General features: G+C 59.4%; 23 protein-coding genes. 9 read left to right on the top strand and 14 right to left on the bottom strand.

Translation table 11 applies throughout. The annotated features are described in order from the left end of the window. Nucleotides 1-428: 428 nt before the first annotated feature. A complete protein-coding gene (locus ACR2TX_RS07665; protein WP_434111003.1) occupies nt 429-1,298 on the bottom strand; it encodes a YicC/YloC family endoribonuclease in 870 nt (289 codons plus the stop codon). Between the two features lie 163 nt (nt 1,299-1,461). On the opposite strand from ACR2TX_RS07665, the gene ACR2TX_RS07660 reads away from it, so the two are divergent. From ACR2TX_RS07660 to ACR2TX_RS07645, 4 genes are all read left to right on the top strand, one after another. After that, nucleotides 1,462-2,388 (top strand): serine/threonine protein kinase, encoded by a 927-nt coding sequence (locus ACR2TX_RS07660; protein ID WP_434111001.1) that lies wholly within the window; start codon nt 1,462-1,464, stop codon nt 2,386-2,388. 162 nt (nt 2,389-2,550) lie between these two features. Next, nucleotides 2,551-2,991 carry an Rsd/AlgQ family anti-sigma factor gene (locus ACR2TX_RS07655; protein WP_133718619.1) on the top strand — a complete coding sequence of 147 codons (441 nt, stop codon included), beginning with the start codon at nt 2,551-2,553 and terminating at the stop codon, nt 2,989-2,991. A gap of 78 nt (nt 2,992-3,069) precedes the next feature. Next, nucleotides 3,070-3,624 (top strand): NUDIX hydrolase, encoded by a 555-nt coding sequence (locus ACR2TX_RS07650; RefSeq protein ID WP_077731905.1) that lies wholly within the window; start codon nt 3,070-3,072, stop codon nt 3,622-3,624. Between the two features lie 483 nt (nt 3,625-4,107). Beyond that, nucleotides 4,108-5,064, top strand: a complete 957-nt coding sequence (locus ACR2TX_RS07645; protein WP_434131698.1) for an IS110 family transposase — start codon at nt 4,108-4,110, stop codon at nt 5,062-5,064. A 198-nt stretch (nt 5,065-5,262) separates the two neighbouring features. Here the strand turns inward: ACR2TX_RS07645 and sucD are convergent, their stop codons facing one another. Together sucD and sucC are read right to left on the bottom strand one after the other, a co-directional pair. Beyond that, the gene (gene sucD / locus ACR2TX_RS07640) at nt 5,263-6,138 is read right to left on the bottom strand and encodes a succinate--CoA ligase subunit alpha (RefSeq protein ID WP_077731906.1); all 876 of its coding nucleotides are present in this window, start codon (nt 6,136-6,138) and stop codon (nt 5,263-5,265) included. Then, complete coding sequence (gene sucC, locus ACR2TX_RS07635) at nt 6,135-7,295, bottom strand: ADP-forming succinate--CoA ligase subunit beta (protein ID WP_077731907.1); 1,161 nt, start codon at nt 7,293-7,295, stop codon at nt 6,135-6,137. Before sucC ends, sucD begins: the two co-directional genes overlap by 4 nt. Before the next feature lie 248 nt (nt 7,296-7,543). On the opposite strand from sucC, the gene ACR2TX_RS07630 reads away from it, so the two are divergent. Further along, nucleotides 7,544-9,163 carry a sensor histidine kinase gene (locus ACR2TX_RS07630; RefSeq protein WP_434131696.1) on the top strand — a complete coding sequence of 540 codons (1,620 nt, stop codon included), beginning with the start codon at nt 7,544-7,546 and terminating at the stop codon, nt 9,161-9,163. Continuing rightward, entirely contained in the window at nt 9,160-10,590 is a 1,431-nt protein-coding gene (locus tag ACR2TX_RS07625) for a sigma-54-dependent transcriptional regulator (RefSeq protein WP_077731909.1), read from the top strand. Before ACR2TX_RS07630 ends, ACR2TX_RS07625 begins: the two co-directional genes overlap by 4 nt. Nucleotides 10,591-10,701: 111 nt before the next feature. Here the strand turns inward: ACR2TX_RS07625 and ACR2TX_RS07620 are convergent, their stop codons facing one another. Both ACR2TX_RS07620 and msbA read right to left on the bottom strand, forming a co-directional pair. Continuing rightward, on the bottom strand, nt 10,702-11,106 hold the full coding sequence (locus ACR2TX_RS07620) for a hypothetical protein (RefSeq protein ID WP_077731910.1): 405 nt from the start codon (nt 11,104-11,106) through the stop codon (nt 10,702-10,704). Nucleotides 11,107-11,361: 255 nt separating this feature from the next. Further along, the gene (gene msbA / locus ACR2TX_RS07615) at nt 11,362-13,164 is read right to left on the bottom strand and encodes a lipid A export permease/ATP-binding protein MsbA (RefSeq protein WP_086134869.1); all 1,803 of its coding nucleotides are present in this window, start codon (nt 13,162-13,164) and stop codon (nt 11,362-11,364) included. 99 nt (nt 13,165-13,263) lie between these two features. Between msbA and ACR2TX_RS07610 the strand changes: the two genes are divergently transcribed. After that, the gene (locus tag ACR2TX_RS07610; RefSeq protein ID WP_086134858.1) at nt 13,264-14,580 is read left to right on the top strand and encodes an O-antigen ligase family protein; all 1,317 of its coding nucleotides are present in this window, start codon (nt 13,264-13,266) and stop codon (nt 14,578-14,580) included. Continuing rightward, nucleotides 14,573-15,652 (top strand): glycosyltransferase family 4 protein, encoded by a 1,080-nt coding sequence (locus ACR2TX_RS07605; protein WP_434131694.1) that lies wholly within the window; start codon nt 14,573-14,575, stop codon nt 15,650-15,652. Before ACR2TX_RS07610 ends, ACR2TX_RS07605 begins: the two co-directional genes overlap by 8 nt. A 78-nt stretch (nt 15,653-15,730) precedes the next feature. Here the strand turns inward: ACR2TX_RS07605 and ACR2TX_RS07600 are convergent, their stop codons facing one another. The 8 genes from ACR2TX_RS07600 to ACR2TX_RS07565 all read right to left on the bottom strand — a co-directional run bounded on the left by ACR2TX_RS07600 (nt 15,731) and on the right by ACR2TX_RS07565 (nt 23,879). After that, entirely contained in the window at nt 15,731-16,828 is a 1,098-nt protein-coding gene (locus tag ACR2TX_RS07600; protein ID WP_086134859.1) for a glycosyltransferase, read from the bottom strand. Further along, on the bottom strand, nt 16,825-17,883 hold the full coding sequence (locus ACR2TX_RS07595) for a glycosyltransferase family 9 protein (RefSeq protein ID WP_434131692.1): 1,059 nt from the start codon (nt 17,881-17,883) through the stop codon (nt 16,825-16,827). The genes ACR2TX_RS07600 and ACR2TX_RS07595 overlap by 4 nt, the downstream gene beginning before the upstream one ends. A 5-nt stretch (nt 17,884-17,888) precedes the next feature. Further along, a complete protein-coding gene (locus ACR2TX_RS07590; RefSeq protein WP_434131691.1) occupies nt 17,889-18,971 on the bottom strand; it encodes a glycosyltransferase in 1,083 nt (360 codons plus the stop codon). A 1-nt stretch (nt 18,972) separates the two neighbouring features. Beyond that, complete coding sequence (locus ACR2TX_RS07585; protein WP_077731915.1) at nt 18,973-19,656, bottom strand: sulfotransferase family 2 domain-containing protein; 684 nt, start codon at nt 19,654-19,656, stop codon at nt 18,973-18,975. A gap of 18 nt (nt 19,657-19,674) precedes the next feature. Next, the gene (locus ACR2TX_RS07580; protein ID WP_434110989.1) at nt 19,675-20,820 is read right to left on the bottom strand and encodes a glycosyltransferase; all 1,146 of its coding nucleotides are present in this window, start codon (nt 20,818-20,820) and stop codon (nt 19,675-19,677) included. Next, nucleotides 20,820-21,941 carry a glycosyltransferase gene (locus ACR2TX_RS07575; protein WP_434131690.1) on the bottom strand — a complete coding sequence of 374 codons (1,122 nt, stop codon included), beginning with the start codon at nt 21,939-21,941 and terminating at the stop codon, nt 20,820-20,822. The genes ACR2TX_RS07580 and ACR2TX_RS07575 overlap by 1 nt, the downstream gene beginning before the upstream one ends. Continuing rightward, on the bottom strand, nt 21,938-23,056 hold the full coding sequence (locus ACR2TX_RS07570; RefSeq protein WP_434131689.1) for a glycosyltransferase: 1,119 nt from the start codon (nt 23,054-23,056) through the stop codon (nt 21,938-21,940). The genes ACR2TX_RS07575 and ACR2TX_RS07570 overlap by 4 nt, the downstream gene beginning before the upstream one ends. Nucleotides 23,057-23,162: 106 nt before the next feature. After that, complete coding sequence (locus ACR2TX_RS07565; RefSeq protein WP_166642674.1) at nt 23,163-23,879, bottom strand: TVP38/TMEM64 family protein; 717 nt, start codon at nt 23,877-23,879, stop codon at nt 23,163-23,165. A gap of 108 nt (nt 23,880-23,987) precedes the next feature. Here ACR2TX_RS07565 and corA point away from each other — a divergent pair, with 108 nt between their 5' ends. Further along, nucleotides 23,988-24,953 (top strand): magnesium/cobalt transporter CorA, encoded by a 966-nt coding sequence (corA, locus tag ACR2TX_RS07560; protein WP_086134863.1) that lies wholly within the window; start codon nt 23,988-23,990, stop codon nt 24,951-24,953. 140 nt (nt 24,954-25,093) lie between these two features. On the opposite strand, the gene ACR2TX_RS07555 is transcribed toward corA, so the two are convergent. Beyond that, nucleotides 25,094-26,032: a glycosyltransferase family A protein gene (locus ACR2TX_RS07555; protein ID WP_168183858.1), complete on the bottom strand. Its 939-nt coding sequence runs from the start codon at nt 26,030-26,032 to the stop codon at nt 25,094-25,096. Between the last annotated feature and the right edge of the window lie 23 nt (nt 26,033-26,055).

Genomic DNA, 26,055 nt, shown 5'->3' with positions numbered 1-26,055 from the left:
GTGGGTTAGCGAAGCGTAACCCACCGATTCGGGATCGCTCGGTGGGCTACGGCCTCGCGGCCTAACCCACCTACAAAAATTAATGCTTTATTGAAAGCGATTTGGAATTAGTGTGGGAGCGGGCTTTAGCCCGCGATAATCGCTCAATCGCGGGCTAAAGCCCGCTCCCACAAGCCCTAAACCAACTTGAAGTACGCAAAAAATGCGGCTATTTATGGAGGAATTTTCGCCAAGTGAACGCCGGATTTCCCGACATCGGCTTGAGGTGTAGAAAAAAGAAACCCGGCCGAGGCCGGGCACTCAAGACTGCTTCTTGGTGATTCTTAGCGGAATCTTCCCCCAATTCCGTGCAGTCCCCTCCAGCTTAGCCGAAAATCGACTGTGTGCAAGACCTTCCCGCGTCCCCAATGCGGGAACATCCCGATACGTCATTCAATATTCTGCGTCTGTTCTCTCATTTGTTCGATCAGCACTTTCATCTCGACCGAGGACTTGGTCGTTTCAGCATCGGCGGATTTCGAGCCTAGCGTGTTGGCTTCGCGGTTCATTTCCTGAAGCAGGAAATCGAGACGGCGGCCCACCGGCTCTTTCTGGCGCAAGGCCCGCAGCACTTCATCGACATGGGCATCGAGCCTATCCAGTTCCTCGTCGACATCCAATTTCTGTGCGAGGTAGACCATTTCCTGCTCCAGCCGCTCGGAATCCGGATTGGCGCAGACTTCGGCCAGCCGTGCCATGATCTTCTGCCGAATGGATTGGAGTACTTCCGGCATACGCGCCCGCACCGACGATACGTGTTCCCGCAGTTTGACGCAGCGTTCTTTCAACAAAGCCGCCAATTGGCGCCCCTCGTTTTCCCGTACGACTATGGCTTGCTTCAGCACGTCGGTCAAAAGGTCGAGAATTTCGGCGGCAAGTTGTTCTCGGTCGGCCTCGGGCTCGTGCAAGGCGCCCGGCCATTTCAAGACGTCCAGGGCACTGAAGCCGGCCAAGGGCCTATCGCTCAGATCGTCCACCTCCCGGGCGGTCGCCAACAGCTTGGTGACCAACTCACGGTTCATGCGGATGTCGGCACCGCCTTCGACGCTTTTCTTATAGGACAAAATGCAATCCAAGCGCCCTCGGTTGATGAGCGCACCGACGCGGCTGCGGGCGGCAGGCTCCAAAAAGCGGAATGCATCCGGCAAACGCAGGGAAAGATCGAGGTAGCGGTGATTGACCGAGCGTACCTCCCAGGTGAAAAGCCAGTCCCGAATTTCTCGTTCGCCGCTGGCGAAAGCGGTCATGCTGCGGATCATGGAAAATCTTGCTTTATACTGAGTAAATTGAATCACGCATTTAAGTCTTCTGGCCTGTCCCGAATTTTGTCGGTTCGCCCTTTTTTCCGGAGGGAAGAGAACTGAAGTCGGTCCTGCGTAAAACCCTAATGCGAAAGAACGGAATATTAAGCTGAATCCTCCCATGCGGAAACTCTGGCCAGACTCTTCGGACAAGCCTCCGAAAGAGTTTTACTTTTTGAAGTCCGGAACGATCGTCGATCAATACATGATCGAGCGCCCTTTGGCCGGGGGCGGATTCAGTTCCGTCTACCTGGCGCGCCAACTGGCGGATCAGCACCAGGTAGCCATCAAAGAGTACCTGCCGCGCCGCCTGGCGCACCGCACGCCGGAAAATCACGTGATGCCGAACAGCGAAGAAACTCGCTCGATGTTCCTGCGCGGCCGGCGACTGTTTCTTGAAGAAGCCAAAGTTCTCACCAGGTTCAAACATCGCAACATCGTCGAGGTCTTGAACTTCTTTCAGGCCAACTCGACGGTCTACCTGGTAATGACCTTCGAATATGGAAAAATCCTGGGCGATTATCTGCTGAAAGAAAAGAAAAACGGTGTGAGCGATCAGTTCCTGCGCATGGTGTTTCCGGCGCTCCTCGATGGCCTCAGGACGATCCACCAAAACGGGCTGCTGCACCTCGACATCAAACCGCAGAACATTCTGATCCGTTCGGGCGGCGATCCTTTGCTGCTGGACTTCGGAGCCTCGCAGCCTTATCCGTACGAGGAAAACACGCGAATCGGCAAAGTCCTGACCAACGGCTTCTCTCCCATCGAACAATATCAGGACGACGGTGCCTTAGGCCCGTGGAGCGACATCTACGCCATAGGCGCAACCATGCGGATGTGTTTGGACGGCCTCCCGCCTCCCGCGGCTCCGATTCGCGCCGAACGCGATAGCCTCATCCCGGCGGTCAAAGCGTTCAAACGCCGCTATCCGCAAAATCTGCTGCAAGCCATCGATTTGGCCATGATCGTAGATCCCGCGCAACGTCCGCAGTCGATAGAAGAATTCTCGCGGCTCCTCTCCGCGGACAGCCGACCGGCCGAAAGTTGAACGGCCGGAGATCGACTCCGGGTCTCCATCGCTCCACCGTAAGATTCCCCCCCTTCTTGGCCGCGCCTAAAGGTATTTAACTTTGCGGCAAAGGATTGTTCCTCTGCGGAAGATGGCATAATGTATGCCCGCCTTTCTGGAAAAGAAAAATCAGGAACAGTCATGATGAGTGCGAGCATCAACGAACGCAGGCAAAACACGAATCACATGATCGAGGAGCTTCTGGAGGAGAGGCGGCAAGTTTGGTCGCTGTACTGCACAATTGCGGGAATGAAGCCCTTTACGGTCGAGCAGCCCCTTCGGACGAAAGTCCAGGAGTTCTGCCAATTGCTCATCGATTACATATCGCTGGGGCATTTCGGGATTTACCAACGCATCATCGACGGAACCGAACGAAGGCGGAAAGTACTTGAACTGGCGGAAAACATTTACCCTCGCATCGCCGAAACCACCGATGCGGCGGTGGAGTTCAACGACAAGTACGAAACGCTGATCGGAGACGAGCTCAAAACCCATCTCGAGGATGATTTGTCCAAGCTCGGCGAGGAATTGGCGATGCGCATCGAACTTGAGGATCAACTGATTTCGAGCATGATCGCCTGATCAATGCACCGCAACGGGCGGAAGCACTCGTGAACTGGTCGCGACAGTGCCGCCCAAGCCTGAGGCACCATACGGCCGATGAACTATTGCACACACTGCGGAACATCGCTTCGAACGGGCATTCCCGAAGGCGATGACCGTCCGCGCCACATCTGCGACTCCTGCGGGACCATCCATTATCAGAACCCCAAGCTGATCGCCGGATGCATTCCTGTGTGGCAGGACCGGATACTGCTGTGCAAGCGCGCCATCGAACCGCGTCTCGGCTATTGGACACTGCCCGCGGGCTTCATGGAACTCGGCGAAACCTTGCCGGACGCCGCCCGCCGCGAAGCTCGCGAGGAAGCGAATATCGAGGTGGAGCTCGACTCGGTGTACACCATTTTCAGCCTTCCCCATATTTCGCAGGTGTACGTGTTCTTTCGTGCCCACATGCTGGAAGAACGCTACTCGGCCGGCTCGGAAACCTTGGAAGCGCGCCTGTTCAGGGAGGACGAGATCCCCTGGACCGAAATCTCCTTCGAAACGGTTTATCGCTCGCTGCGTCTATTTTTCGCCGATCGCAAGCAAGGCAGCTATGCATTCAGGCTGGAGACCATCACGCCGGATCAGCGCAGAATGCGGGGAGGTTAGAGCGTTTTCCGGTTTGACGCCGCGCCCCAAGGTACGGTAGGTCGACAATCCTTTCCCAATCGCAAACGGTCGCTTTAGTCGCGACCCTTCCAATCGCAAACGGTCATCCGGGGAGCGCCCGAATGACCCTTCCAATCGCAAACGACCGTCCTGGGAGCACCAGGACGCCCCTTCCGACAAAGCCTCTCGCCGACCCCGTGTGTCGGCAAGGGATTGCCAACCTTATATCTCGATTCTGGATTCCACAAGAGGCAGAATCTCCGACTGATCATCGGACCCAGACGCTGGGCAAGACGTTGCCGACCTTGGGCCTGAAGCCCGCGCCGTAGATCGTCCCCCAGCGTCCCTTCCTCGCCATAGAGTTCGAACGGTATCGTAGGGCTGCCTTGGGCAACACCCTGGATGGATAAGGCTGAACCCGGCAGGAGCGGTTTCGATCGGTCAGCACTTTGCCCCATCGTCAACGCAGACCAAGGAGACCCTATGACGTTCAGCCCCATCGGGATCGACATCGCCAAAGCCAAGTTCGACGCCGCCGCGCTCCGCAACGGCAAGTACAAAACCAAGGTCTTCCAGAATACGCCCGAAGGGTTTAAGGCGTTTCTGGCCTGGCTGCACGCCTTCCCAACGCCCCACGTGTGCCTGGAGGCCACCGGCCGCTATGGTGAGGGCTTGGCCCTGTTCCTGGTCGACCACGGCCTCGCCGTCAGCGTGGTCAACCCCGCCCAAATCCACGCCTTCGGCCAAGCCGAACTGAGCCGCACCAAGACCGATAAAAGCGATGCCAAGCGCATCGCCCGCTTCTGTCTCAGCCAACGGCCGCTGCTCTGGCAGCCGCCTCCGCCGGCCGTGCGCCCATTACAAGCCTTAGTGCGTCGGCTCGAGAGCCTCCTCGAGATGCGGCAGATGGAACGCAACCGCCTGGACGGGGCCGACCCCACCGTACGCCCCTCCATCGAAGCCGTGCTCGCCACCCTCGACGCCGAGATCGCCGCTACCCAAACACGCATCCGGGAGCACATCGACCACGATCCGGACCTCCGCCAACGGCGTGACCTGCTCGACACCATCCCCGGTTTGGGCGACGCCACCATCCCGGTGCTGCTGGCCGCCCTGGGCGACGTTCACCGCTTCGAAAACGCGCGCAGCGTCGCCGCCTTTGCGGGCCTCTCGCCCAAAGAGCACCAGTCCGGGAAGTGGAAAGGCCACACCCGCCTGTCCAAGACCGGCGATGCCTTGCTCCGCAAGGCCCTTTACCTGCCGGCCATCGTCGCCCGGCGCCATAACCCACTGATCCGGGCCTTCTGCGAGCGCCTTAAAGCCCAAGGCAAGAACGGCAAACTCATCGTCGGCGCCGCCATGCGCAAGCTCCTCGTCCTGGCCTACGGCGTCCTTAAGTCCGGCCGACCGTTCGATCCCAATCATGGGCTTGCATCGTGATTTCTAAGACGGTATCTACGCATTTCCCGATCCTCACCGCTAAACGGCGGAGAAAAACGCTCTGACCTCCCCGTTCGTCAACTCAGCGGCGAACGTAGGCCGGGATGACGAAGGAATCCCGGCAACCCCGCGACAATGCCGGGTTTCGTTCCTCACCCCAGCCTACATGCTGGGCGCCCTGAAACCGGAGAAGCCTTTTCAGGGCTTCCCTAACAGTGCACTCATCCGTTGCCCCATATCCGTAGGCGTATCGACGACGTCCACGCCCGCAGCCCGCAGGGCCGCCACTTTGCTCGTTCCCGTCCCTTTGCCGCCGGTGATGATCGCACCGGCATGACCCATGCGTTTTCCGGGCGGCGCAGTGAGACCGGCGATGTAACCGACTACCGGCTTCGTGACATGCGCCTTGATGTATTCGGCCGCTTCTTCCTCGGCGCTGCCGCCGATTTCGCCGACCAGAATGATGCCCTTGGTCTGATCGTCATTCTGAAACAAAGCCAAAAGATCGATGAAATCCAAGCCCTTGATGGGATCTCCGCCGATCCCGACGCAGGTGCTCTGACCGAGTCCCGCTTTGGTGGTTTGATGCACGGCTTCGTAAGTCAGGGTCCCGGATCGGGACACGATGCCCACCGAACCCTTTCGATGAATGAAACCGGGCATGATGCCGATCTTGCACTCGCCCGGCGTAATCACGCCGGGGCAGTTGGGGCCGATCAATGCGGTGTCGTAATGGGCCAGGGCCGCTTTGACCCGGAGCATGTGCAGCACGGGAATGCCCTCGGTGATGCAGACGATCACTTTTATACCCCCGTCGGCCGCTTCCAGGATGGCATCCGCCGCGAACGGCGGGGGCACGTAAATCATGCTGGCCGTGGCGCCCGTTTCGCGTACCGCCTGCTTGACCGTGTCGAACACCGGCAAATTCAAATGGGTTTGCCCGCCACGCCCCGGCGTCACGCCGCCGACCAGCCGGGTGCCGTATTCCAGACACTGCTGAGAGTGGAAAGTGGCCTGCTTGCCGGTAAATCCCTGGCAAATGACCTTGGTGTTCTTGTCGACGAGTATGCTCATTGCGCAGCCTCCACAGCCTTTTTCGCCGCCTCGTCCAAATCCGACGCGGTTATCAGCGCCAAACCGGACTGCTCGAGCAAGCGCCGGCCCTCCTCGGCATTGGTTCCTTCGAGCCGAATGATCACCGGCACCTGAACGTGCACCTCTTTGACGGCCGAGATAATGCCTTCGGCGATCAGATTGCAGCGTACGATGCCGCCGAAAATATTCACCAAAACAGCTTTCACCTTCGCGTCGGACAAAATCAGTTTAAACGCCTCGGCGACTTTCTCCGCCGTGGTTCCGCCGCCCACATCCAGGAAATTGGCCGGCTCTCCCCCGTAAAGCTTGATGACGTCCAGCGTCGCCATCGCGAGTCCCGCCCCGTTCACCATACAACCGATATTCCCGTCCAACGTGACATAGCTAAGTCCATGCTGGCGGGCCGCAGACTCCTTGGGATCCTCTTGGGCCGGATCGCGGAGCTCAGCCAGATCGGTATGGGCGAACAAGGCGTTGTCGTCGATGTTGATCTTGGCGTCCAGCACCAGTAACGCACCGTCTTCCGTCACCACCAAGGGATTAATCTCGATTTGGCTCAAATCCTTGTCCAAAAACAGCCGATACATTCCGTTCATGATCTTGGTCAACGCGTTGACCTGGTCGCCCCGAAGCCCCAGGGCAAAGCCGATTTCCCGGCACTGGTAGGCCTGAAGTCCGGCGGCAGGATCGACCGTCAGACTCAGAATTTTCTCGGGGTGCTGCGCAGCCACCTCTTCGATATCCATTCCGCCGGCGCTGGACGCCAAAAACAGCACCCTGGCGCTGGATCTGTCCACCACCGCGCTCAGGTAAAGCTCCCGCGCAATCGGGCGGACTTCCTCGACCAGCACGGCATTCACGGGCAACCCGGCGCTGCCCGTCTGAGCGGTAACCAGACGCGACCCCAGCAATTGACCCGCCGAGGCCCCGACCGCATCGACGCTGCCGACCAGCTTGACGCCGCCCGCCTTGCCTCGCCCGCCGGCATGCACCTGGGCCTTCACCACCCACTGCCCGCCGCCCAAGGCGGTCGCAGCTTCGACCGCCTCTCGCTCCGAAAATGCCGGGGTGCCGCGGGGGACCGGCAAGCCGTAGGACGAAAACAAATGCTTCGCCTGATATTCATGTAGGTTCATTGGATACTCCGTTTAGCTCTCGCGCCGGGCATCAATCCTCAAATCGATGCTACTCTTAATGTCTACGGCTATTCTAATAGACCCGCTCCGAAACCGCACCGCAGCCATGTCGCAATGCCACGCACCGACCCCGAACTCGGGCGAGTCTCCGCTCCCCGTGAAACGAGGGAGCGCAAGGTACCTGCAAACGGTTTTGCGGTGAACGACCCGGCACGAGGCTCTACGGCGCTCAACAGCTGCTACGGACAATGGACTTCGACAACAAGCAAATATCGCCCTGTCCGTTCTCCAAACATTACCGCATTCCTGAAAACCAAGCCTGGCAGTCGCTAACGGTTTATCTTCTATACCGTCTGACGCTGGGTAGCGTTTTGGTGTTCCTGTTTTTTTTGGGTGCGCTGCCGTCGTCGCTGGGTAAACACGACCCCGTGCTTTATGCAGCAGCCAGCAGCATCTATCTAGGATCTATTTTTTTCTCGGCTATTCCTCTGCTCCTGCGCCGCCCCGCCTTCCCGCTTCAAGCACAGCTGCACGTGCTCGCCGATCTAGTCTTGATCCCCAGTATCATGCACGCTTCGGGAGGCGTGGAGACCGGCGTCGGCGTATTGCTGGCTTTGTCGGTGGCGGCTGGCGGCATCCTGACCGGCGGTCGCTGCGCTTTGCTGCTGGCGGCGCTGGCCAGCGTGGCAGTCCTGGGAGAAGAAGTTTACGCCGATCTCTCCGGAGCGTTCGAAGCGGCCTACACTTACGCCGGCATGCTCGGGGCCTCGTTCTTCGGCATCGCGATTCTCGCCCTGGTGCTGGCGAGACGCGCGGAGCAGAGCGAAGCGATCGCGGCGCAACGCGGCGTCGACCTGGCCAATCTTCAGCAGCTCAACGAATTCATCATCCGCCACCTGCAGTCGGGTATTCTCGTCATCGATGAGCAGCATCGTATTTGGATGATGAACGATTCGGCCGCTCGGCTTCTCGGCATCTCTTCGACCGCCCGGTCCTTGGAAACCGCCTGTCCGGAGTTGGCCGAGCTGTTTTGGGATTGGCTGGACGATCCGATCCCCGGCACGGTGGGTCTCGGTTCTCGGGCAGGACAACCCTTGCAAGTTCGCTTCACCCGCTTAGGGCCTACATGGCCTCCGATTTACATGGCATTCCTGGAAGACAATGCCCTGTACAATCAGCGGGTACAGCAAAGCAAGCTGGCTTCGCTCGGCCGCCTCACCGCCAGCATCGCCCACGAGATTCGCAACCCCTTGACCGCCATCAGCCATGCCGCTCAGCTTCTGGCCGAGTGCCCGTCGCTGCAATCTCAAGACCGGCGTCTGATACAGATCGTTCTCGACCATACCGCTCGGGTTAACATCGTCATCGAGAATGTGCTTCAAATCTCGCGGCGAGGCCAATCGAAGCGAGAAATACTTCCCTTGGCGTCTAGTTTGAAAAAGTTTCTGCGCGACTACCGGATGGCGCAGGGAATACATGAAAAAGCCTTTCAACTCGATATCAAGATCGACGATGCGCTGGTCACGGTCGACCCCAGCCATCTCAAACAGATTCTTGAAAATCTTTTTTCGAACGCGCTGAAATACGGCGAGCCGCAACGCGGGGCCATCCGGGTGCGCGTAAGGCGCCGACGGGGCGAACCATGCATCGAAATCATCGATCATGCAGCGCCCATCGATAGTCAGACCGTTCAGCAAATGTTCGAGCCATTCTTCACCACCTCCGCCAGCGGCACCGGACTCGGGCTTTATATCGCGCGCGAGCTGGCGGAACTCAACCAGGCTAAACTGGAATATGAACCTGTCGCCGGCGGCGGTTGCTTCCGGCTCCGTTTGGCCGACGCAGAAAAAACCACAATCGAATTATGAACAGACCGTCCGCCCTGGTCGTCGATGACGAGCCCGCCATACGCGAATTGCTGGAGATCACGCTCGAGCGCATGGATATCGACGTGCAATCGGCCGGCGCATTGCGGCAGGCCCGAGAACTCCTGCAGAACCGGCATTTCGATCTTTGCCTGACCGACATGCGTCTGCCCGACGGCGACGGCTTGGACCTGGTGGAATACATCCAGCTCAACCTTCCGGCACTGCCGGTGGCGGTCATCACCGCGCATGGCAATATGGAGTCGGCCATTCGCGCCTTGAAGAACGGCGCCTTCGACTTCGTCTCCAAGCCGCTGGATCTGCACATTCTTAGGAACCTCGTGAACACGGCGCTCAAGCTCGGTCAGCAAGAAGGCAGGGACCGCCGCTCCCGCCATATATTGCTCGGCGATTCGCAAGCGATGCGCGAAATCCGCTCCAAAATCACCAAGCTGGCACGCAATCAGGCGCCTATATTCATCAGCGGCGAATCGGGGACGGGTAAGGAATTGGTTGCGAGACTGATCCATGCCATGAGTCCGCGGTCCGAAAAGCCGTTCGTCGCGGTGAACTGCGGTGCGATACCGCACGACCTGATGGAAAGCGAATTTTTCGGCCACAGAAAAGGCAGCTTTACAGGAGCGGTCGGGGACAAGCAGGGCTTATTTCAAGCGGCTCACGGCGGCACGCTGTTTCTGGACGAAGTCGCCGACCTGCCGCTGTCGTTGCAGGTCAAATTGCTGCGCGCGATTCAGGAAAAATCGATTCGACCGCTGGGCGAACCTCGGGAAATTCCGGTAGACGTACGTATCGTCAGCGCAACTCACAAGAATCTCGCGGAGATGGTCCGAAACGGCGATTTCCGGCAGGATCTTTTTTACCGCATCAACGTGATCGAGATGCATGTTCCGCCCTTGCGCGAGCGCCGCAGCGATATTCCGGCCTTGATCGACCACATACTCGCAAAACTCACCTCCCCCGGAGATACCAAGGCCGAACTGAGCGCCGAAGCCTTGACCGCACTTATGAGCTATCCGTTTCCGGGCAACGTACGGGAGCTCGAAAATATTCTGGAACGGGCCGTCGCACTCTGCGACGGGCATCGCATTCTGGTCGAGGACTTGAACCTTCCGGAAGGGTCATCCGGGCGCTCCCCGGATGATCGTTTGCGATTGGAAGGGTCATCCTGGCGCTCCCTGGATGACCGTTTGCGATTGGAGATGATCGAAACGGCTTTTCCGACTGCGTCGGAGGAGAACCCCGTGAGGGAACACGGTCTGTCGCTGGAAAGCTATATGGACGAGATCGAAAAGCAGGCGATCATCAAGGCTCTCGAAAAAAACCGTTGGAACCGGACCGCGGCGGCGAAGCAGTTGGGCATCACGTTCCGCGCACTGCGCTATAAGTTGAAAAAGCTGGGACTGGACTGAGCAAATGCGGAAAACCGGTGAGGATGGACGGCCGAGATACACAACGGAGGCGAGTCAGCCGTCGCCCTGAACTAAAAAAATCTAAAGGGCTTACTCCATCGCCCAACGCCGTCAAGCCCGATATTTATCCAGAGTCTTGAGCTTATCCAGAGCGTCCTTGATCTTCCCGGCAACCGCGTCGTTCAGCTCCGTAGGCTTATAGACTCGATCCAGCAATCCTTCCGCGACCAGGGCTTCTTTGACCCATTTCTTGGCGAAACGATAATTTGTCGGCACTGGAGAGACTTCGCCCGTAGCCGGATTGCGCAACTGTCCGCCGCGCTCGGTTTGCGCGGCCTCTTCCTCGGCGGGCGCGGCCGTTTCGGCGACAGCAGGCGCGCCGGCGGCTTCCTCGGCTTTCGTTTCGGGCGCCGCTACCGGGGTTGGCGTGCTATCCGCGCGAGACACGGTCTTGAATACCTCGTAGATCACAAATACGACGAAGATCACCGTCAGACCGACCAGCAATTGCATCATGATCTTTCTCCTCCTCTTCTTGTAGTTTCTATCGACTCGCCAGCCGCCGCCTGAAGTTCCGAGCGTCACCGCGGTTGCGTGCGAGCCGACACACCATAGGCCGAAACGAATAAAACCGCAATATCTCTCTTGACTTTAGTCAACAATTTGCGCAAGAAATCCCCGAAACTCGCATTTTTTGTAAACGCCGATTTTGCCGCTAGCCGGTTCGTCCCGAACTTCTCGAAGGGCCTCGAGGGCTTGCCGGGACAGCTTCTAAGGCATCGCGTGAACGTGGGGGACAGGCCTGAGCGCCTTGTGCTCGAACTGCAAGCGATGAAGCTCCGCGTAATAGGATTGTCCGCGCAGCAATTGCTCGTGAGTGCCGCTTTCGATGATACGACCGTCCCGCATGACATAGATCCGGTCCGCATTCTGGATGGTGGACAGACGATGAGCGATGACCAAGGTGGTCCGGCCTTTCATCAATACCTCCAGCGCCTCCTGGACGTGCCGCTCGGACTCCGCATCCAGCGCGGAAGTCGCTTCATCGAGTATCAGGATGGGAGCATTCTTGAGGACGGCGCGCGCGATGGCGATACGCTGCCGTTGTCCGCCCGAGAGCACGATACCTTGCTGGCCGACGACGGTGTCGAAGCCTTGCGGCAGGTTTTCTATGAATTCCAGCGCATGGGCGGTCCTCGCCGCCTGCCGAATCTCCTCGAAACTCACCGACTCCCGGCAACCGTAAGCGATATTGCTGGCAACGCTGTCGTTGAACAAGGTAACTTCCTGCCCCACGTAAGCAATATGCCGGCGCAGACTCTCCAGGGTGAACTCCCGTATGTCCCGCCCGTCGAGGCGGATTTCGCCTTGAGTGGGCTCGTAAAGGCGAGGCAGCAAGCGTATCAGCGAGGTTTTGCCGCTGCCCGACTGTCCGACCAACGCAATGGTTTCGCCCGGCTTTACCGTCAACTCGATATTCTTCAGCGCGTAATCTCCGTCATCGTGATACGCAAGACCGACTTTCCGGAATTCGATATGTCCCTTTACCGCGTCGAGTTCTCGCGTACCGGTATCGTGTTCGCGCTCCTTGTCCAATAGCTCGAAGATGCTGTCCCCGGCGGCGATCCCCTTCTGCATGATGTTGAGGACCTGGGTGGCACGTTTGATCGGGCTCAGCATCATGGCCATCGCCGCAATGAAGGCGATCAGACTGCCGGGCGTGATGGTGTGGCGCACCGAGTCCAGGGAGACCACGTACAAAATCGCCGCGAACCCGCTGACATAGATGAGCTGTATGAGCGAGCCGCTAACCGCGTCGGTGACGATCAGCTTCATTTGCCGCCGCTGGTTGCGTTCGTTTTCCTTGGCGAACTTTTCGGTTTCGTAGCCTTTCCCGTTGAACACCTTGACGATGCGCTGCGCATCGATCACTTCCTGCGCCACGTGGCCGACATTGCCCATGGACTCCTGAATACGCATGCTGATCTTGCGAAAACGCTTGCTGACCAGGCGAATGCTGATGCCGAGCACCGGGCCGACCACCATGAAGACCAGGGACAACAAGGCATTTTCGTAAACCATCAACAAAGTGAGACCGACGATGGTCAATCCGTCCTTGAACACCGCGACCACGCCCTTGGTCAAGGAATTCGCCACCTGCTCGGTGTTGTACAGCAGTTTGGCGAGCAACTGCCCCGACGAGGCGTGATCGTAATAGGCACAGGGAAGATTCAATAGCTGATCGAACAAATCCCGGCGGAGATCGGCGATCACCCGCCGTCCGACCCATCCGGAACAGTAATCCCCGGCGAACCCGGCGATACCACGGGCGATCGACAAACCCAGCAATATGAAAGGCGCTTGACGCAGAATCTCGGGGTCATTCTCGATGAAACTGCCGTCGATGAGCGGCTGAATCAGCTTGGCGAAAGCGGGTCCCAGCGAGGCATAGGCAATCATGGCCACTATTGAAGCCAGGAACATCTTCCAGTAGGGCAAAGCGTATTTGAGCAGCCGCCGATAGATGATCATTCCATCGGTGAGTGGCTTTCGGTCGGAGTGTTTTTCGCTCATGAGGTCGTGCAGGCTTAATAAAAGGCCGTCCTGATTTCTCAAGCGGCCTGTTCGACTTTGCTAAAATCGTGGTTTTTTCACACGGATAGAAATCATCCAATGGTCGCTGGAGTCATCGCTCCCCCGGTCCAGTATGCCAATTATACCGGCGTCACGGCTGCCTTGGCTTTCGCCTTTTTTGCCTGGCTGAGTCCGGCCGGCACCAATATCGCGTTAGCCGCGTTTTCGCTGGCATTTCTGTTGAATCCGTCGGCATGGCCGGTGTTTCGCCGCGATCCGATGTTCGGACTGTTTGCCGCTTTCGCGATTTATGTGGCCATCGGGGCTTATTTCGCGATCGACGAATTTCCCGAAACGCGCAAACTTCAGATCCGAGACGCCTCGAATTGGCTCAAATTGTTCGCCTTTCTGCCGCTGGCTTGGTGGCTGCGCGGCGACCTGCGGCGCATCCACTGGACGCTGATCCTGGCCACCGGGGGGCTCCTGATCGGCATGCTTTGGAAAGCCGATTGGTCGAACTTGTATCACATGACCGTCGCCGAAAGAACCGGATTCAAACTCCGAATCATCTTCAGCGGTCTGGTGTCGGCATCGGCAATTCTGGGACTCTTGATCTATACCCCGCGAATCTGGAGCACCCGCACGAGTCCCCTGAATGACCTATTTCGCCTCGCCTGTTGGCTGGCCGCCCTATATCTATCCAGTTTCATGCTGATTTCTTCCAAATCCCGCGGCGCCTGGCTTGCCGCACTCATAGCCGTTCCCAGCGCATTGGGTATCCATTATTTTTGGAAGACAAAAAGAACCGACCTTCAGCTCGGAAAGTCGGTTCCTTTCATGCTCCTCGCGCTGGGCGTGGTTGTGGGTCTGTTTGCCCTGAACCACGGCGAGATCCGGACCCGGATCGATCAGGAAAACGCGGTCGTTTCGTCGATTTTGCAGGGAGAAAACCAGCACTTGCCGCGCACGTCGATCGGCTATCGCCACGATATTCAGAAATTCGGATTGCAAAAATATTTGGAGCGGCCCTGGTTCGGCTGGGGCCCCGGCTCTACCGAGCATCTCGTCGAAATCAGCGGTCAACCCGAGCTGATCCATCCACAGGCGAAAGGAGCGGACTGGATGGACCACTTTCATAACACTTATCTGGAAATCCTGGTCCGCTTCGGCCTTTTGGGCGCACTGGTCTTGGCCGCAACGGTTCTTCTGGTGATGGCCAACGTATGGCGCAGCTATAAGACCGGGATTCTGCCGAAAGACCATTTCGCGTTTCTGGCCGGCTGCTTCATTCTCTTGGCCGTGTGGAGCCTGTTCGACTTCCGCATTCTGCACGGCGACTGCCGGGCCTATTGGATTTTACTGGCCGGGATCGCCTATAGCTTTGCCTGGCATCCCGATGCGGCCCGCCATGACTAGGCTACCCGTCGTTTATCTGGGCCGAAGCCGCCTGCAACGAAATCGCGCCAATCTGATCCAGACCCTGCAGATGATGGAGGCATTCCGCCAAGCGGGCGTCGACGCTACGCTGTATTTGCCGCCGTGGCCGGGTTCGCTGGACCTGGAAAGCCGGCTGCGCGATTTCGGCGTCGAATCGTCCTTGGACATCCGTTCCAGCTGGCTGCTGAATCGGCGCTGGAACGCCCGCCCGTTCGTTCGGCTTTATGGCAGGCGACTTCGGAAGGCTCTTGGCGTTTACACCCGCTCCGTGCAAATCAGCGCCACATTGGCCGCTGCCGGAATACCGCATCAACTGGAAATCCACGAGGCGGAGCGCGAACTGATCGGCAAAGGGTATTTGGCCGGCATCGTGAAGCATCATCGGCAGGGACTCATCGGATGGCTCGTCCCCATCAGCCATGCCGCGGCAGACGTATTGATCCGGGCCGGGGCCGTCGCGGAGCGCGTGCTCGTCAGTCCGAGCGGGACCAAACTTTCCGCATTCGACCAGATTCCGGCCTTCGATCCCGACCGTCTCTCCGCCCCTCGCATCGTGTACCTCGGGCGCCTCAGCCGCGACCGAGGCCTCGACGTCTTCCAGGAAATCGCTGCAACGGAAATCGCCGACGTCACCTTGGTGGGCGAACAGGAAGATACGGTCCAAGCCTCGGGCAAGCTGCACGTCGTGCCTTTCGTGCCGCACCGGGACGTGCCGACCTGGTGGGAGCGCTCCGATTTGGTCCTGCTGCCCTACCAGCGAAGCCTTCCCCATGCCGATTCGATCAGCCCCATCAAGCTGTTCGAGGCGATGGCGGCGGGACGTCCGATCATCGTGAGCGATCTGCCCGCGATTCGGGAAATCGTCGATCACGAGAAAACCGCTCTGTTGGTCGAGCCGGCGGACACCGGAGGATGGATCGCGGCGATCAGGCGGCTGCAAAACGATCCGCAACTCGCCTGCCGTCTCGCGCAAGCGGCGAAGCAAAAGGCCCGAGAGTACAGCTGGGAGAAGCGCGCCGAGCGGATTGCCAAAGCGTGTGGCTGGATCTGACGACTTGACTGGCGCGTTTTCACTGCGGACGAAGGCGTCGGCAAAGGATTGCCGACCTACGCCAAATCGGAAAATCCTCTAGCCGCGTTCAGCAACCGTTTCCGTAACCTGCCGGTAAACCCGGTAATTGCCCTCCACCATGGCTTCGACCGAGAACCGTTCGAGAACCAAACGCCGCCCGGCCTGGCCCAGTTCACGGCGCCGCGTCGGATCGTCCAGCAGTTCGACGATAGCGGAAGCCAATGCGGCGCTGTCGCCGGGCTCGATCAGGCGGCCGTTGATGCCGTCCTTCACGATTTCGGGAATGCCGCCAGCCCGTGTTGCCACGATCGGAACCCCAGAGGCCGCAGCCTCCAGCAGCGAGACGCCGAGCCCCTCCATCCAGGCGGGATGGACCACCAGATCGAGACAAGGTATGACCCGCGCCATATCGGTTCGATAGCCGGCGAAAATTACGGTGTCATCGAGTCCGCGGGCACGAGCCGATGTCCGAAGTTCGGCCTCCACGGGGCCCTGCCCGAACAGCAAAACCCGCGTTTGGGGGTGACGAGCCAGGACCACGGGCAAGGCGTCGAATAACACCTCATGCCCCTTGCGGCCGATCAGCTGGGCGATCATGCCGATCGCCGTCTCGCCCTCCGCGAGGCCGAATTCCGAGCGAAACCAAGCCTTATCGCATTCCGGACGGTAGCGCTCGGTGTCGACCGCGCTCGGAACGCAGACCACCCGCTCGGCCGGCACGCCAGCTTCGATGAGCACCTCGCGTATGCCTTCCGATATGGTGACGATGGTCTCGAACAGCGGAAACTTGATGCGGGTGTCGACCCAGCGCGGCGGATTGTCCACTCGCCGGCTATGGATCATCGGAATGTTTTCCAGCCGTCCGGCCAAAGCGGCGAGAAGATCGCCGCGGCGGCTGTGGATGTGCAGCACGTCCGGTTTTTCGTTTCGAATCAGCCGCCGCAGCCGGCCGATAAAGCCGAGATCCGAGTCGCCCCGGAACGGAAGCGGTCGAATCTCGACGGCGGGATTTTGGATAGCCCCGACGATCTCGGCGCCCTCGCTGCATACCAGCACATGCTCTCCTGGAAACCGGCTCAGGCCATTGAGAAGGTAGGCCACCTGCCGGGCACCGCCGTATAGGTGCCGCCCCATTTCCACGTGCAGCACTTTCATGATCTTTTTTCCAGAAGCTCGATGGCAGCGCCGAACACCTTGTCCACGGTATGGAGACGCATGCAATCGAACGTCCCTCCGCAGGTCGGACGACGGCGGCAGGGCGAACATTCGAAGCGCTCGTAAAGCACTCTCGCCGTGGCCCGGCCCGTGTCCAAATAGGGCCGGGTGGAACCGAAGATCGCCACGGTCGGAGCGCCCAGAGCGATGCCGAGATGAGTCATTCCGGTATCGACGCCGATCGACAGCCTCGCTTTCTCGATGATCGCCGCGCACTGTCCCAGGCTCGTCCGGCCGGCCAGATTGATGAGGCCCGGCGTCTGCCTGGCGATGATTTCGGCACGCGCCTTGTCCGCCGGACCGCCCAGCATAACGACGGCGAGCCGGCGCTCGCCGGCCACGCGGACCGACAGCTCCGCCCAGCGTTCGTCGAACCAATGCTTTTGAGGGCGGGTAGTGAACGGGCAGATGACGGCATATGCTCCGGTCACGCCTGCCGATTCCAGCAGTTCTCTTGCCCCTTTTCGATCGTCTTCCGAAACGGCGATATCGAGTTCAAAAGTATCGGTCTGGCCGGTCAAGGTCTCGGCGAGCATCCTGTATTCCTTGCCGATGCGGAGATCATCCACGCGCCGGTCGATAACCTCCGTCATCAGAAACTGGCTGCCCTCGCGCGAACCGAGGCCGATGCGCCGCCGTCCGCCCGAAAGCCAAGCCCAGACGCCGCTCTTGAGCAAACCCTGGAGATCGATCACCCAGTCGAAGCGTTCGACTCGAAGCGATCGGATCAAATCGAAAGCTTCCCTGGCGAACGCACGGTAGCGGCGCTCCCGGCGCAACTGCCGCCAACGGCCCCTCGGCCACAAATAAACCTGGTCCAGATGCGGGTTATGGCGCAGGAGATCGGCGTTGGCGGATTCCGTCAGCCAGGCGATGCGGGCGTTCGGATACGCCTTGCGCAGCGCAGGAATCAGTCCCGAAGCCATGATGACATCGCCGATGGCGCTGAGCCGGATGATCAGGATGCGTTGCGGCGGAGAATCGATTTCCGGCATCAGTGTCAGTCGCCTCTGTCCGCCATGAGTCGCTGATAAAGCTCGAGGTACGCGCCGACCACCGCCTCGCGGCTGTACCGGCTTTGCAGAAATGCATGACCGGCTTCGCCGAGCATGTTTCTTTCGGTATCGGAAAGCGCGAGCGCCGCCCGGATTTGCGCCGCCAGTTCCGAGGGGTCGCCGCACGGCGCCAGGAGACCGGTTCTCCCCTCGTCGATCAGCTCCAGAGCGCCGTCGGTCGCCGTGCTGACCACCGGCAGGCGGTAATTCCAGGCTTCCAGGATGACGTTGCCCAAGGGCTCGTGGCGCGAGGGGCAGACGAACAGATCGGCGAAGGCGTAGAACGGGTCGGGTTGTTGCCAGCCCAACCAGCGGACGCGAGGGGTTAATCCGAGGCTATCGCTCAGCGTCTTCAGCCGATCGACCGCGGGGCCGTTGCCGGCAACGAGCAGGATCAGCGGGCGTCCGTTCGATTCGGCCGGAAGTTCGGCAAAGGCATGCAGCAAATCGTCGAAGCCCTTCTTGTCGATCAGGCGCCCCAAGGCGAATAACACGAGCGCGTCGCTTGGGATATTGTGTTTGTCGCGGAGCTCTTCGAGGTGTTGGCTCGAAAAAACGAAGGGCTCCGGTACGAAATTGCCGATGTGGAACACCCGTTCCGCGGGAAGACCGGACTTGACCAAATAGTCGCAGATGCCTCGCGTATTACCCACCCAGGCATGGGCGTGGCGATAATAGCCGTCGATCTTGTAGAAACCGCCCAGGCGGGCGATATGCACGGCCTTCGCCTTGGCAGGCAAACGGGTCAGGCGCGTCGCGCGCCCCATGTAGGTCTGGACGATGCACGGCTGTCGCCAGGCCACCAACTCGCGAATCCGCCAGACCGACCAGAGATCCCATTGATTGGCGAGCGGCAGGTGTACCTGCTCGATGGCGCTAGTCTTCAGGGCTTCTGCCACCGGACTGCCGGACCGGTTGACGGCGATCACCCGCTGCCCGGCTTCGTGCAGCGCGCCCAGCAAGCGCACGTAGAACTGGTCCGCACCGCCGAACTGTCGGCTGCCGAGAATATGCAGCGACGGGTACATCTCAGCCGGTCAGATTGGAGGCCAGCGGCTCGTCGAACCGATAGCCGAACCGCTCGATGTCGGGTCGGTAATGATCCGCCACGAGTTGGGCCGTCACGTCGTTATAGTAATCCCGATAGTCCTTCCGGCGGTCGGTCGCCTTGCGGCTGTGGGGCAGTTTCGGGGTCTTGATGCCGATCCGCTTGCAGGCCGTTTCGAAGTCCTCGGCCAGGAATTCGTAGCGTCCGAGAAAATCGACGACGGTGTTGCCGTGCAAATCGATCACATAGTCGCTTTGCAGCTCCGTCGACATGTCGGCGTGATACTGCGGCGGGCGGGCCGGATCGAGCTTCCAGCGGAGAAACGCCTCGAAGCTGTCGATGTGGGTAATCAGCTGCGGCCGCTCGCGGCGGATGTGATGATAGGAACTCACCTGCAAATCCCAAGGGTTACGCACGAAGGCGAACTTGAACAAGCTCTCGAAGACCTCTCGCGGGAGCATTTCCTTGGCGGCGATGATCTTGGCGTGGCGCGGGAACTTGGCTCCGATCTTATGGCCGGTCATCCCGCTCAGCTTGCTGCAGAGAAACTGCGGAATCCGGTACGGATCGGTCCACTTTTGCCGCCAAAGCGAGTCGCGAATGCTGGTGCCGCCGGTTTTGGCGATGTGGACGAACAGGAAGTTGTATTTGAGGGAGAGCAACATGGATTCAAAAGAGTTGTGTCAAACCGGATGCAAAACCTTAGCGGAGCCGGAAGGCGTAAATCCCAGCACCTCCAGATAGCGAGCCGCGCTACGCTCCACCGTATACTCCGACGCTGCCTCGCGAAGCAACCGGTTCTCAAGCGGAAACTGCAAGGTGTTCAACATCGCATCGGCCAAGCGCTCCACGTCGCCTACCGGCACCAGCGGACCATAAAGGCCGTCCCGCAGAATCTCCCGCGGACCGCTGGGGCAGTCGGTGGACACCACCGGCGTTCCCAGGGCCAAGGCCTCGGTCAGCACATTGGGCGAACCTTCCCAGGCGGACGACAGCACGAACAGCGAACTCCGCGCCATGTAGGCATACGGATTCGCGACATGGCCGAGCAGCGCGACGGCATCGGCGATCCCCAGATCGGCAGCCAGCTTTTCCAGACTGGGGCGCAGCCGGCCTTCGCCGAGGATCACCAGCCGCGAATCGATGAAGGCCCGCACGCGGGCAAAAGCGCGGATCAAGGTCGAAAAGTCCTTTTGCCGCGTCAAGCGTCCGGCTCCCAGAATGACGGGAACGTCCGACGACGCGAACCAGGGGTGATCCACCGGCATGCGGCTCTTTTCCATCATCTCCGGGGTAATGACCGGGTTTCGGATCACCACGATCTTTTCCGGCGGCAATTTCGCGATCCGCCGCGTGTCCTCCGCGACGCCTTCGGACACGGCGACAATACGGTCCACCGCCGAGTACATTTCGCGCATCGGCCATTGGCGTGCCCAGCGGATCAGTGCCGGCTTGTTCGCCATGGCGGCCGAAAGATGAGTCCCGAGGCGGCCCACCAGACGGGTATCCGCTCGGCTCACGCGCTTGGCGAGCACCGCGGCGCGAATGGCTCTGTCTTTGGCGGCCAACAGGGCAAACGGCCTTTCGGTCTTGAGATAGCGGACCAGCCCCGGCACCGCCAAGGCGGTGTGTCCAACGCCCAAGTCCAGAACCCGCAACCCCGAACCGTTCAGCCTTATGAGTTCGGGCGCGGGCTTGCGCAAGATGGCCAGGAGATCCACCGCCAACCCCTCCTGCGAGAACGCGGGCAACAGATTCATCACCATGCGCTCCACGCCGCCGGTGCCGGAAAACGAAATCAGTACCGCCAGACGCTGTGCACGACCCATTACCCCTCTCCTCTCAGCAGACCCAGAGCATTCAGATATTGCCGCGCGCTGTTGGTAACGGTGTAGGGCATCGTCGCCTCGTGCAACGCTTCGGGCGAGGTCGGACTATCCAGCATGTCGGCGATTTTCGCCGCGAGGGCCGATGAATCGCCGACCGGAACCAGCGGACCATAACGACCGTCTCCGAGCACTTCTTTGGGACCGCTCGGGCAGTCGGTCGATACCACCGATGTGCCGCAGGCCATGGCTTCGATCAATACGACCGGCATGCCTTCGCAAATCGACGTGAGAGCGAAAACCTTGGCCCGGCGCATGTAGGCATAAGGATTGGCCAGGAATCCCGGCAGGTCGACATCGTCCGACACGCCCAGATGACGGGCGAGTTGCTGGAGCTTGTCGCGCTGCCGCCCCTCGCCGCCGATGATCAGACGGCAAGGACGGTCACGCCGCAGCTCCGCGAAAGCTCTCAGCAGGGTGGCGAAATCCTTGCGCGCGCACAATTCGCCGATGCCGAGTATCACCGGCGGCTCGCCCGGCGCGAACCAGGGATGATCCACCGTCGCTTCGGCCATCGCATCGAAACGGTCCGTGAGCACCGGGCTGGGCACCACGGTCACCGCCTTGAGCGGCAGCCCCGCTATCCTGGCCAGATCTTCCGCCGCGCCTTCGGAAGGCGTCAGGATGCAGTCGGCGTGGCGGTAGAACAGTCGGATCGAAGCCAACTGGCCATTTCGCGCCCACCAGCCGCGGCGCTCGAGATTCTTGGAGACCGTCGTGCCTATCCGCACCGCCACGCGGGTATCGACGCGAGCCAGCGCCCGTGCCGTCAAGGCGGTGCGGTTCACCTTGTCCTTGTCGCTCAATAGCACTTCGGGCCGGCTGCGGCGCAAATAACGGACTAACGCCGGCAAAGCGGTGTTGACATGGGAAACGCCCAAGTCGATCGTCCGGACATTGTGCGGCAGATCGTCCCAATGAGGACCATGGCCTTTCACTCTAAGGAGATCGATCCGCAGTCCCCATCGGGCAAACTCCGGAACCAGATTGCGCATGATCCGATCGACCCCGCTATGACCGGAAGTCGCCAGAAATAAAGCCAGATCTGTACGGCTCGAACTCATGGGCGGCTCAGCCCGAAAGATTCCAAATAGGCGCGACTGCTGTTTTCCAGAGTGTACGGCCGTACCGCCTCGCGCAAGAGCTCGGAAGGCGGTGGATTTTCCAGGGTCGCGGCCATCGCCTCCGCGAGAGCTTCGGCATCGCCCGGCGCGACGATCCGCCCGTAACGACCTTCAGCCAGAATCTCCCTAGGCCCGCTAGGACAATCCGTGGCCACAGCAGGTGTACCGACCGCCAGAGCCTCGATGAGCACATTCGGACAACCCTCCCACAGCGACGACAGAACGAACAGCGATGCCCTGGCGAGAAAAGCGTAAGGATTGTCCACGAAGCCCGGCAGGTCGAAATCATCCTGAACGCCGAGCTCGGCCGCCAGGCTTTTCAGCTTTTCCGCTTGCCGGCCCTGCCCCAGGATCATCAAGCGGCAAACCCGATCTCGACGCAGCCGGGCGAACGCCTTCAGCAAGGTCGGGAAATCCTTGGCGCGCCCTAGCCGCCCCGCTCCCATGACGACCGGTGGACTGCCCGGCTTCAGCCAGGGATGATCCACCGGTTTATGGACAAAGTTCAGCAGATCCGGCGCTACAGTGGGATTGGGAAGCACGCTGATGCGTTCGAGCGGAATGTTCAGGAAAGCCGACAAATCGGCCGCCGCGTCGCGGGAATTGGCGATGATGCCGTCGCTTTGCGAGAACAGGCGTTGCTGTCTGCGCCGGAACAGCCACCGCGACCACCAAAACCGATGCTTGAGTTCGGTCCGGGCACCCAGCGAAGTACCGACGCGCAAGAAAAACCGTATGCCGGAATCCCGCAACTTTTTCTTGACCTTCAATGCGATGCGGTCGTCCCGCCCTTGGCCGGTCATGACGACAGCCGGCCTATTGGTCCACAGGAACGCGAGCAGATCTTTTTCGAGCGCCAGGTCGCTCTGGCCATGGAGGGCCACCTGCTCGACTTCGGGGTTCAACCGGTCGGCGAAGACGGTATCGGCTTGGTTGACGATCAAAGCCGTTGGTACGCCGTGGGCGGAAAAACCATTGGCAAGGTGAACGAAGGTGCGCCCAACGCCGCCATCGCCGAAGCTGGGGATGAAAAGACAAACTCGAGGAGGCGTCACGAATCTAAGGACGTCAATTGAACCGTTCGAAATTTTTCATGAAGTCCCTAGTCTAGTGTAGAGCGAGCGGCATGCGGCCATCGGGCGAAACATTCCGCGCAGCCGATCACGCATCCTTATCGGCCAAAAAAGACAACTCGGTGTTCTTGGCGCATACGAGTCGGTGGAGCCGTTTCAACGCATAGCCCAAAATCACCGACGAAGCCAATGCCAAGGCGATGTATTCGGCGGCCTTGGCAAAATCGGTCTGGAGTAAGCCGGCGCCTATCAGACAGGCGGTAATCCCCATAGGCAAAAACCCGATGAAGCTTCCTATGAGAAAATCCAGATGACCGACATCCGTCATCCCCAAAAGTACATTATTGTAGAAGCCGTTCAGTGGAAGCTGTCGAATCAGCACCACGGCCAATACGCCGTTTTGCTTGATCTGCCGTGCCAATCGCTCAAACTGACGAACCTTCTTCAGTCCGTAGCCTACGCCGAATCGGCGGATGAGCAGAAGCGTCACGTATGAACCCAACACCGTCGCCAGTTGGCTCCACACCAGTCCCCAAGCAAAGCCGAACGCCAATCCGCCAAGAGAGCACAAAATCAGGCGAGGCGCCCCGATTGCTGTGAGCGCTACGCCGGCCGAGGTAAAAACCAAGGGCGCCGCCAAACCGTAACTCGCCAACTCGGCTTTGAGCATCAAGCCTTGATCCAGCCAGCTTTTCAGCGGGGTAAAATAAAACGTAACGCCCAAAGCCAGTACGGCCGCAACAGATGCGCCGCGGAGAACACCGCCCGTTCGCGTGGCACCCATCAAGCGCTTTGCATCGACCATCAAAAACCTATCAAGGGAAATCATCCATTCGACTGATCGTATTATATGTAACTAATACGTACAAAAACCATGACCAATTGTCCCGCTCGGGGCTGAAAAGGATTAATCGTGTATATCAGATGCGCCGCCTATCGCAACGGCCAGCGAATCGGAGACGTCAGCGTCGAAAACATCAGTGAACTGCTTGCGGAACCGGATACCTTCGTATGGGTTGGCTTGACCGAACCCGATCCGAACGAGTTGCTGCAACTCCAGGAAGAATTCGGCCTGCACGAACTCGCGGTGGAAGATGCCCGCTCCGCACATCAACGGCCGAAATTGGAAGAATACAAAGGATCATTGTTCGTGGTCTTGCACACTGTAGAGCTCCAGGACGGCAAGGTTCATTTCGGCGAAACGCATCTGTTCGTCGGCAAGCAATTTTTGATATCGATCCGTCACCAATCGTCGCTAGGCTACGGCCGTGCCCGAGTCCGTTGCGAGAGCATGCCGCAACTCCTGGCCAAAGGCTCCGGATTCGCGCTTTATGCAGTCCTCGACCTCATCGTCGACAACTTCATGCCGGTCGTCGAACATTACCAATCGCTGCTCGAAAAACTAGAAGAAGACATCTTTGAAAACCGCTTGCATCGCGATGCGATGGAACGCCTGTACGATCTCAAACGCTGCCTGCTGCGGCTGCGCAATGCCGCGATGCCTTTGCTGGACGTCTGCAATGCACTGATGCGGCTTCACCCCGATGTTGTCTCCAAGGAATTGCGCGTTTATTTCCGCGACGTACACGACCACGTGCACCGCATCATCCGCGCCACCGACACCATGCGTGAAACCCTGTCGGATGCCATGCAAGCAAACCTGGCGCTGATCACGGTCCGGCAGAATGAAGTCGTCAAACGCTTGGCCGGATGGGGCGCCATTTTGGCGTTGCCGACCATGGTGTTCAGCATGTACGGCATGAACTTCAAGTTCATGCCCGAGCTCGATTTCCGATTCGGCTATCCCGCCGCTTTGGCGGGAACCTTGATCGGCTGCGTTTGGCTGTATAGACGCCTGAAACGCGCGGAGTGGCTGTAAGAGGGTGTGTGAGAAGCTACTGCGCGGCTCGATGGCCGCGTTGCGAAGGTGTAGCCGTAGGTCGGAAATCCTTTTCCGACGCCTTGGTCGGCAAGGGATTGCCGACCTACGACTTCTCACACCTCTTAAGAGCGCCCGCATCAGTTGCGCGTTTCTTTCCGATTCGGCTTGTATCCCTTTTTGAAGCGCAGCCGGTAGAGATCCACCAGCCAGCGGCCGAATCCGGCAGGCACCAGCGCCAGCCATAAGGGATCATAGCGGGTCAGCCTTCCCTGCTTGAGAAGACCGGCACCGGTATGAAAGGAAAAACGGATGAAATCGACCATGCTGCGCCGCCGTTGGCGGCGGCTGAGCCATGCCCGGTGCTCGGTTACGTCTTCCAGATAGTAAAGCTGGAATCCGCGCGGGTTGCGCATGCGCAGACGAAAACGGTCGGAAGACAGACCATCGGCCAGGTACTCCACCTGCTGGAAGGGTTCGTTGACACAACGAAAGACATAATGGTGCGAAATCCGTTTCCAGGTCAGCGAGGGCCGGATATGCCTTTCGCCGGCAAAGACCGGATACGGAAACCGGCGCGCGACATCGGTCCGAATCGCATGTTTTTTGTCGCCGCCCACGCCCAGGCGATAGCGCACGTCCAGAAAGCTTGCATCCAGCGGATTATGGGGATAAGGAATGGTCAGCGACCGCTTCCCGTCCATACTCTCCACCAGACCTTCGACACCGGCGAAACGTCCACGCTCACTTTCGGGGATGGACTCCCAATGACGCCGGATACGCTCCAAGGTATCGGGTAAGAGACGGTCGTCCGAGTCGAGATTGAAAAAAAGCCGCCCCCTGGCCAATTCCACGCCTTTGTTGTGAGCGGCGTGCTTGCCCTGATTGCTCTGTTTGACATAAATGACTGGGAATTCGACGCCCGCTTTCCAACGAGCCACGACGGCAGCAGTGTCATCGGTCGATCCGTCGTCGACGATGACGACCTCGAAGTTCCGATAGGTCTGGGCCTCGATGCTGGACAAAGCCCTAGTCAACAAGCCCGCGCGATTATAGGTGGGAATAAAGACGGTAAACATCGGCCTGTCCCTAACCATAGGGT

Source organism: Methylocaldum sp. GT1BB (assembly GCF_051027545.1).
Lineage (GTDB): Bacteria > Pseudomonadota > Gammaproteobacteria > Methylococcales > Methylococcaceae > Methylocaldum.
The sequence above is the reverse complement of the archived record's forward strand: the minus strand, read 5'-3'. Positions and strand labels throughout refer to the sequence as shown.

Bases quoted from the DNA above. Each gene is read 5' to 3' on its own strand.
- ACR2TX_RS07655 (WP_133718619.1), top strand. From the start codon at position 2,551: ATGATGAGTGCGAGCATCAACGAACGCAGGCAAAACACGAATCACATG.
- ACR2TX_RS07605 (WP_434131694.1), top strand. From the start codon at position 14,573: ATGACTAGGCTACCCGTCGTTTATCTGGGCCGAAGCCGCCTGCAACGA.
- ACR2TX_RS07580 (WP_434110989.1), bottom strand. From the start codon at position 20,820: ATGGGTCGTGCACAGCGTCTGGCGGTACTGATTTCGTTTTCCGGCACC.
- msbA (WP_086134869.1), bottom strand. From the start codon at position 13,164: ATGAGCGAAAAACACTCCGACCGAAAGCCACTCACCGATGGAATGATC.
- ACR2TX_RS07665 (WP_434111003.1), bottom strand. From the start codon at position 1,298: ATGATCCGCAGCATGACCGCTTTCGCCAGCGGCGAACGAGAAATTCGG.
- ACR2TX_RS07630 (WP_434131696.1), top strand. From the start codon at position 7,544: ATGGACTTCGACAACAAGCAAATATCGCCCTGTCCGTTCTCCAAACAT.
- ACR2TX_RS07590 (WP_434131691.1), bottom strand. From the start codon at position 18,971: ATGTACCCGTCGCTGCATATTCTCGGCAGCCGACAGTTCGGCGGTGCG.
- sucC (WP_077731907.1), bottom strand. From the start codon at position 7,295: ATGAACCTACATGAATATCAGGCGAAGCATTTGTTTTCGTCCTACGGC.
- sucD (WP_077731906.1), bottom strand. From the start codon at position 6,138: ATGAGCATACTCGTCGACAAGAACACCAAGGTCATTTGCCAGGGATTT.
- ACR2TX_RS07620 (WP_077731910.1), bottom strand. From the start codon at position 11,106: ATGATGCAATTGCTGGTCGGTCTGACGGTGATCTTCGTCGTATTTGTG.
- ACR2TX_RS07565 (WP_166642674.1), bottom strand. From the start codon at position 23,879: ATGGTCGATGCAAAGCGCTTGATGGGTGCCACGCGAACGGGCGGTGTT.
- ACR2TX_RS07555 (WP_168183858.1), bottom strand. From the start codon at position 26,032: ATGTTTACCGTCTTTATTCCCACCTATAATCGCGCGGGCTTGTTGACT.
- ACR2TX_RS07595 (WP_434131692.1), bottom strand. From the start codon at position 17,883: ATGCCGGAAATCGATTCTCCGCCGCAACGCATCCTGATCATCCGGCTC.
- ACR2TX_RS07575 (WP_434131690.1), bottom strand. From the start codon at position 21,941: ATGAGTTCGAGCCGTACAGATCTGGCTTTATTTCTGGCGACTTCCGGT.
- ACR2TX_RS07660 (WP_434111001.1), top strand. From the start codon at position 1,462: ATGCGGAAACTCTGGCCAGACTCTTCGGACAAGCCTCCGAAAGAGTTT.
- ACR2TX_RS07610 (WP_086134858.1), top strand. From the start codon at position 13,264: ATGGTCGCTGGAGTCATCGCTCCCCCGGTCCAGTATGCCAATTATACC.
- ACR2TX_RS07625 (WP_077731909.1), top strand. From the start codon at position 9,160: ATGAACAGACCGTCCGCCCTGGTCGTCGATGACGAGCCCGCCATACGC.
- ACR2TX_RS07645 (WP_434131698.1), top strand. From the start codon at position 4,108: ATGACGTTCAGCCCCATCGGGATCGACATCGCCAAAGCCAAGTTCGAC.
- ACR2TX_RS07650 (WP_077731905.1), top strand. From the start codon at position 3,070: ATGAACTATTGCACACACTGCGGAACATCGCTTCGAACGGGCATTCCC.
- ACR2TX_RS07600 (WP_086134859.1), bottom strand. From the start codon at position 16,828: ATGAAAGTGCTGCACGTGGAAATGGGGCGGCACCTATACGGCGGTGCC.
- ACR2TX_RS07585 (WP_077731915.1), bottom strand. From the start codon at position 19,656: ATGTTGCTCTCCCTCAAATACAACTTCCTGTTCGTCCACATCGCCAAA.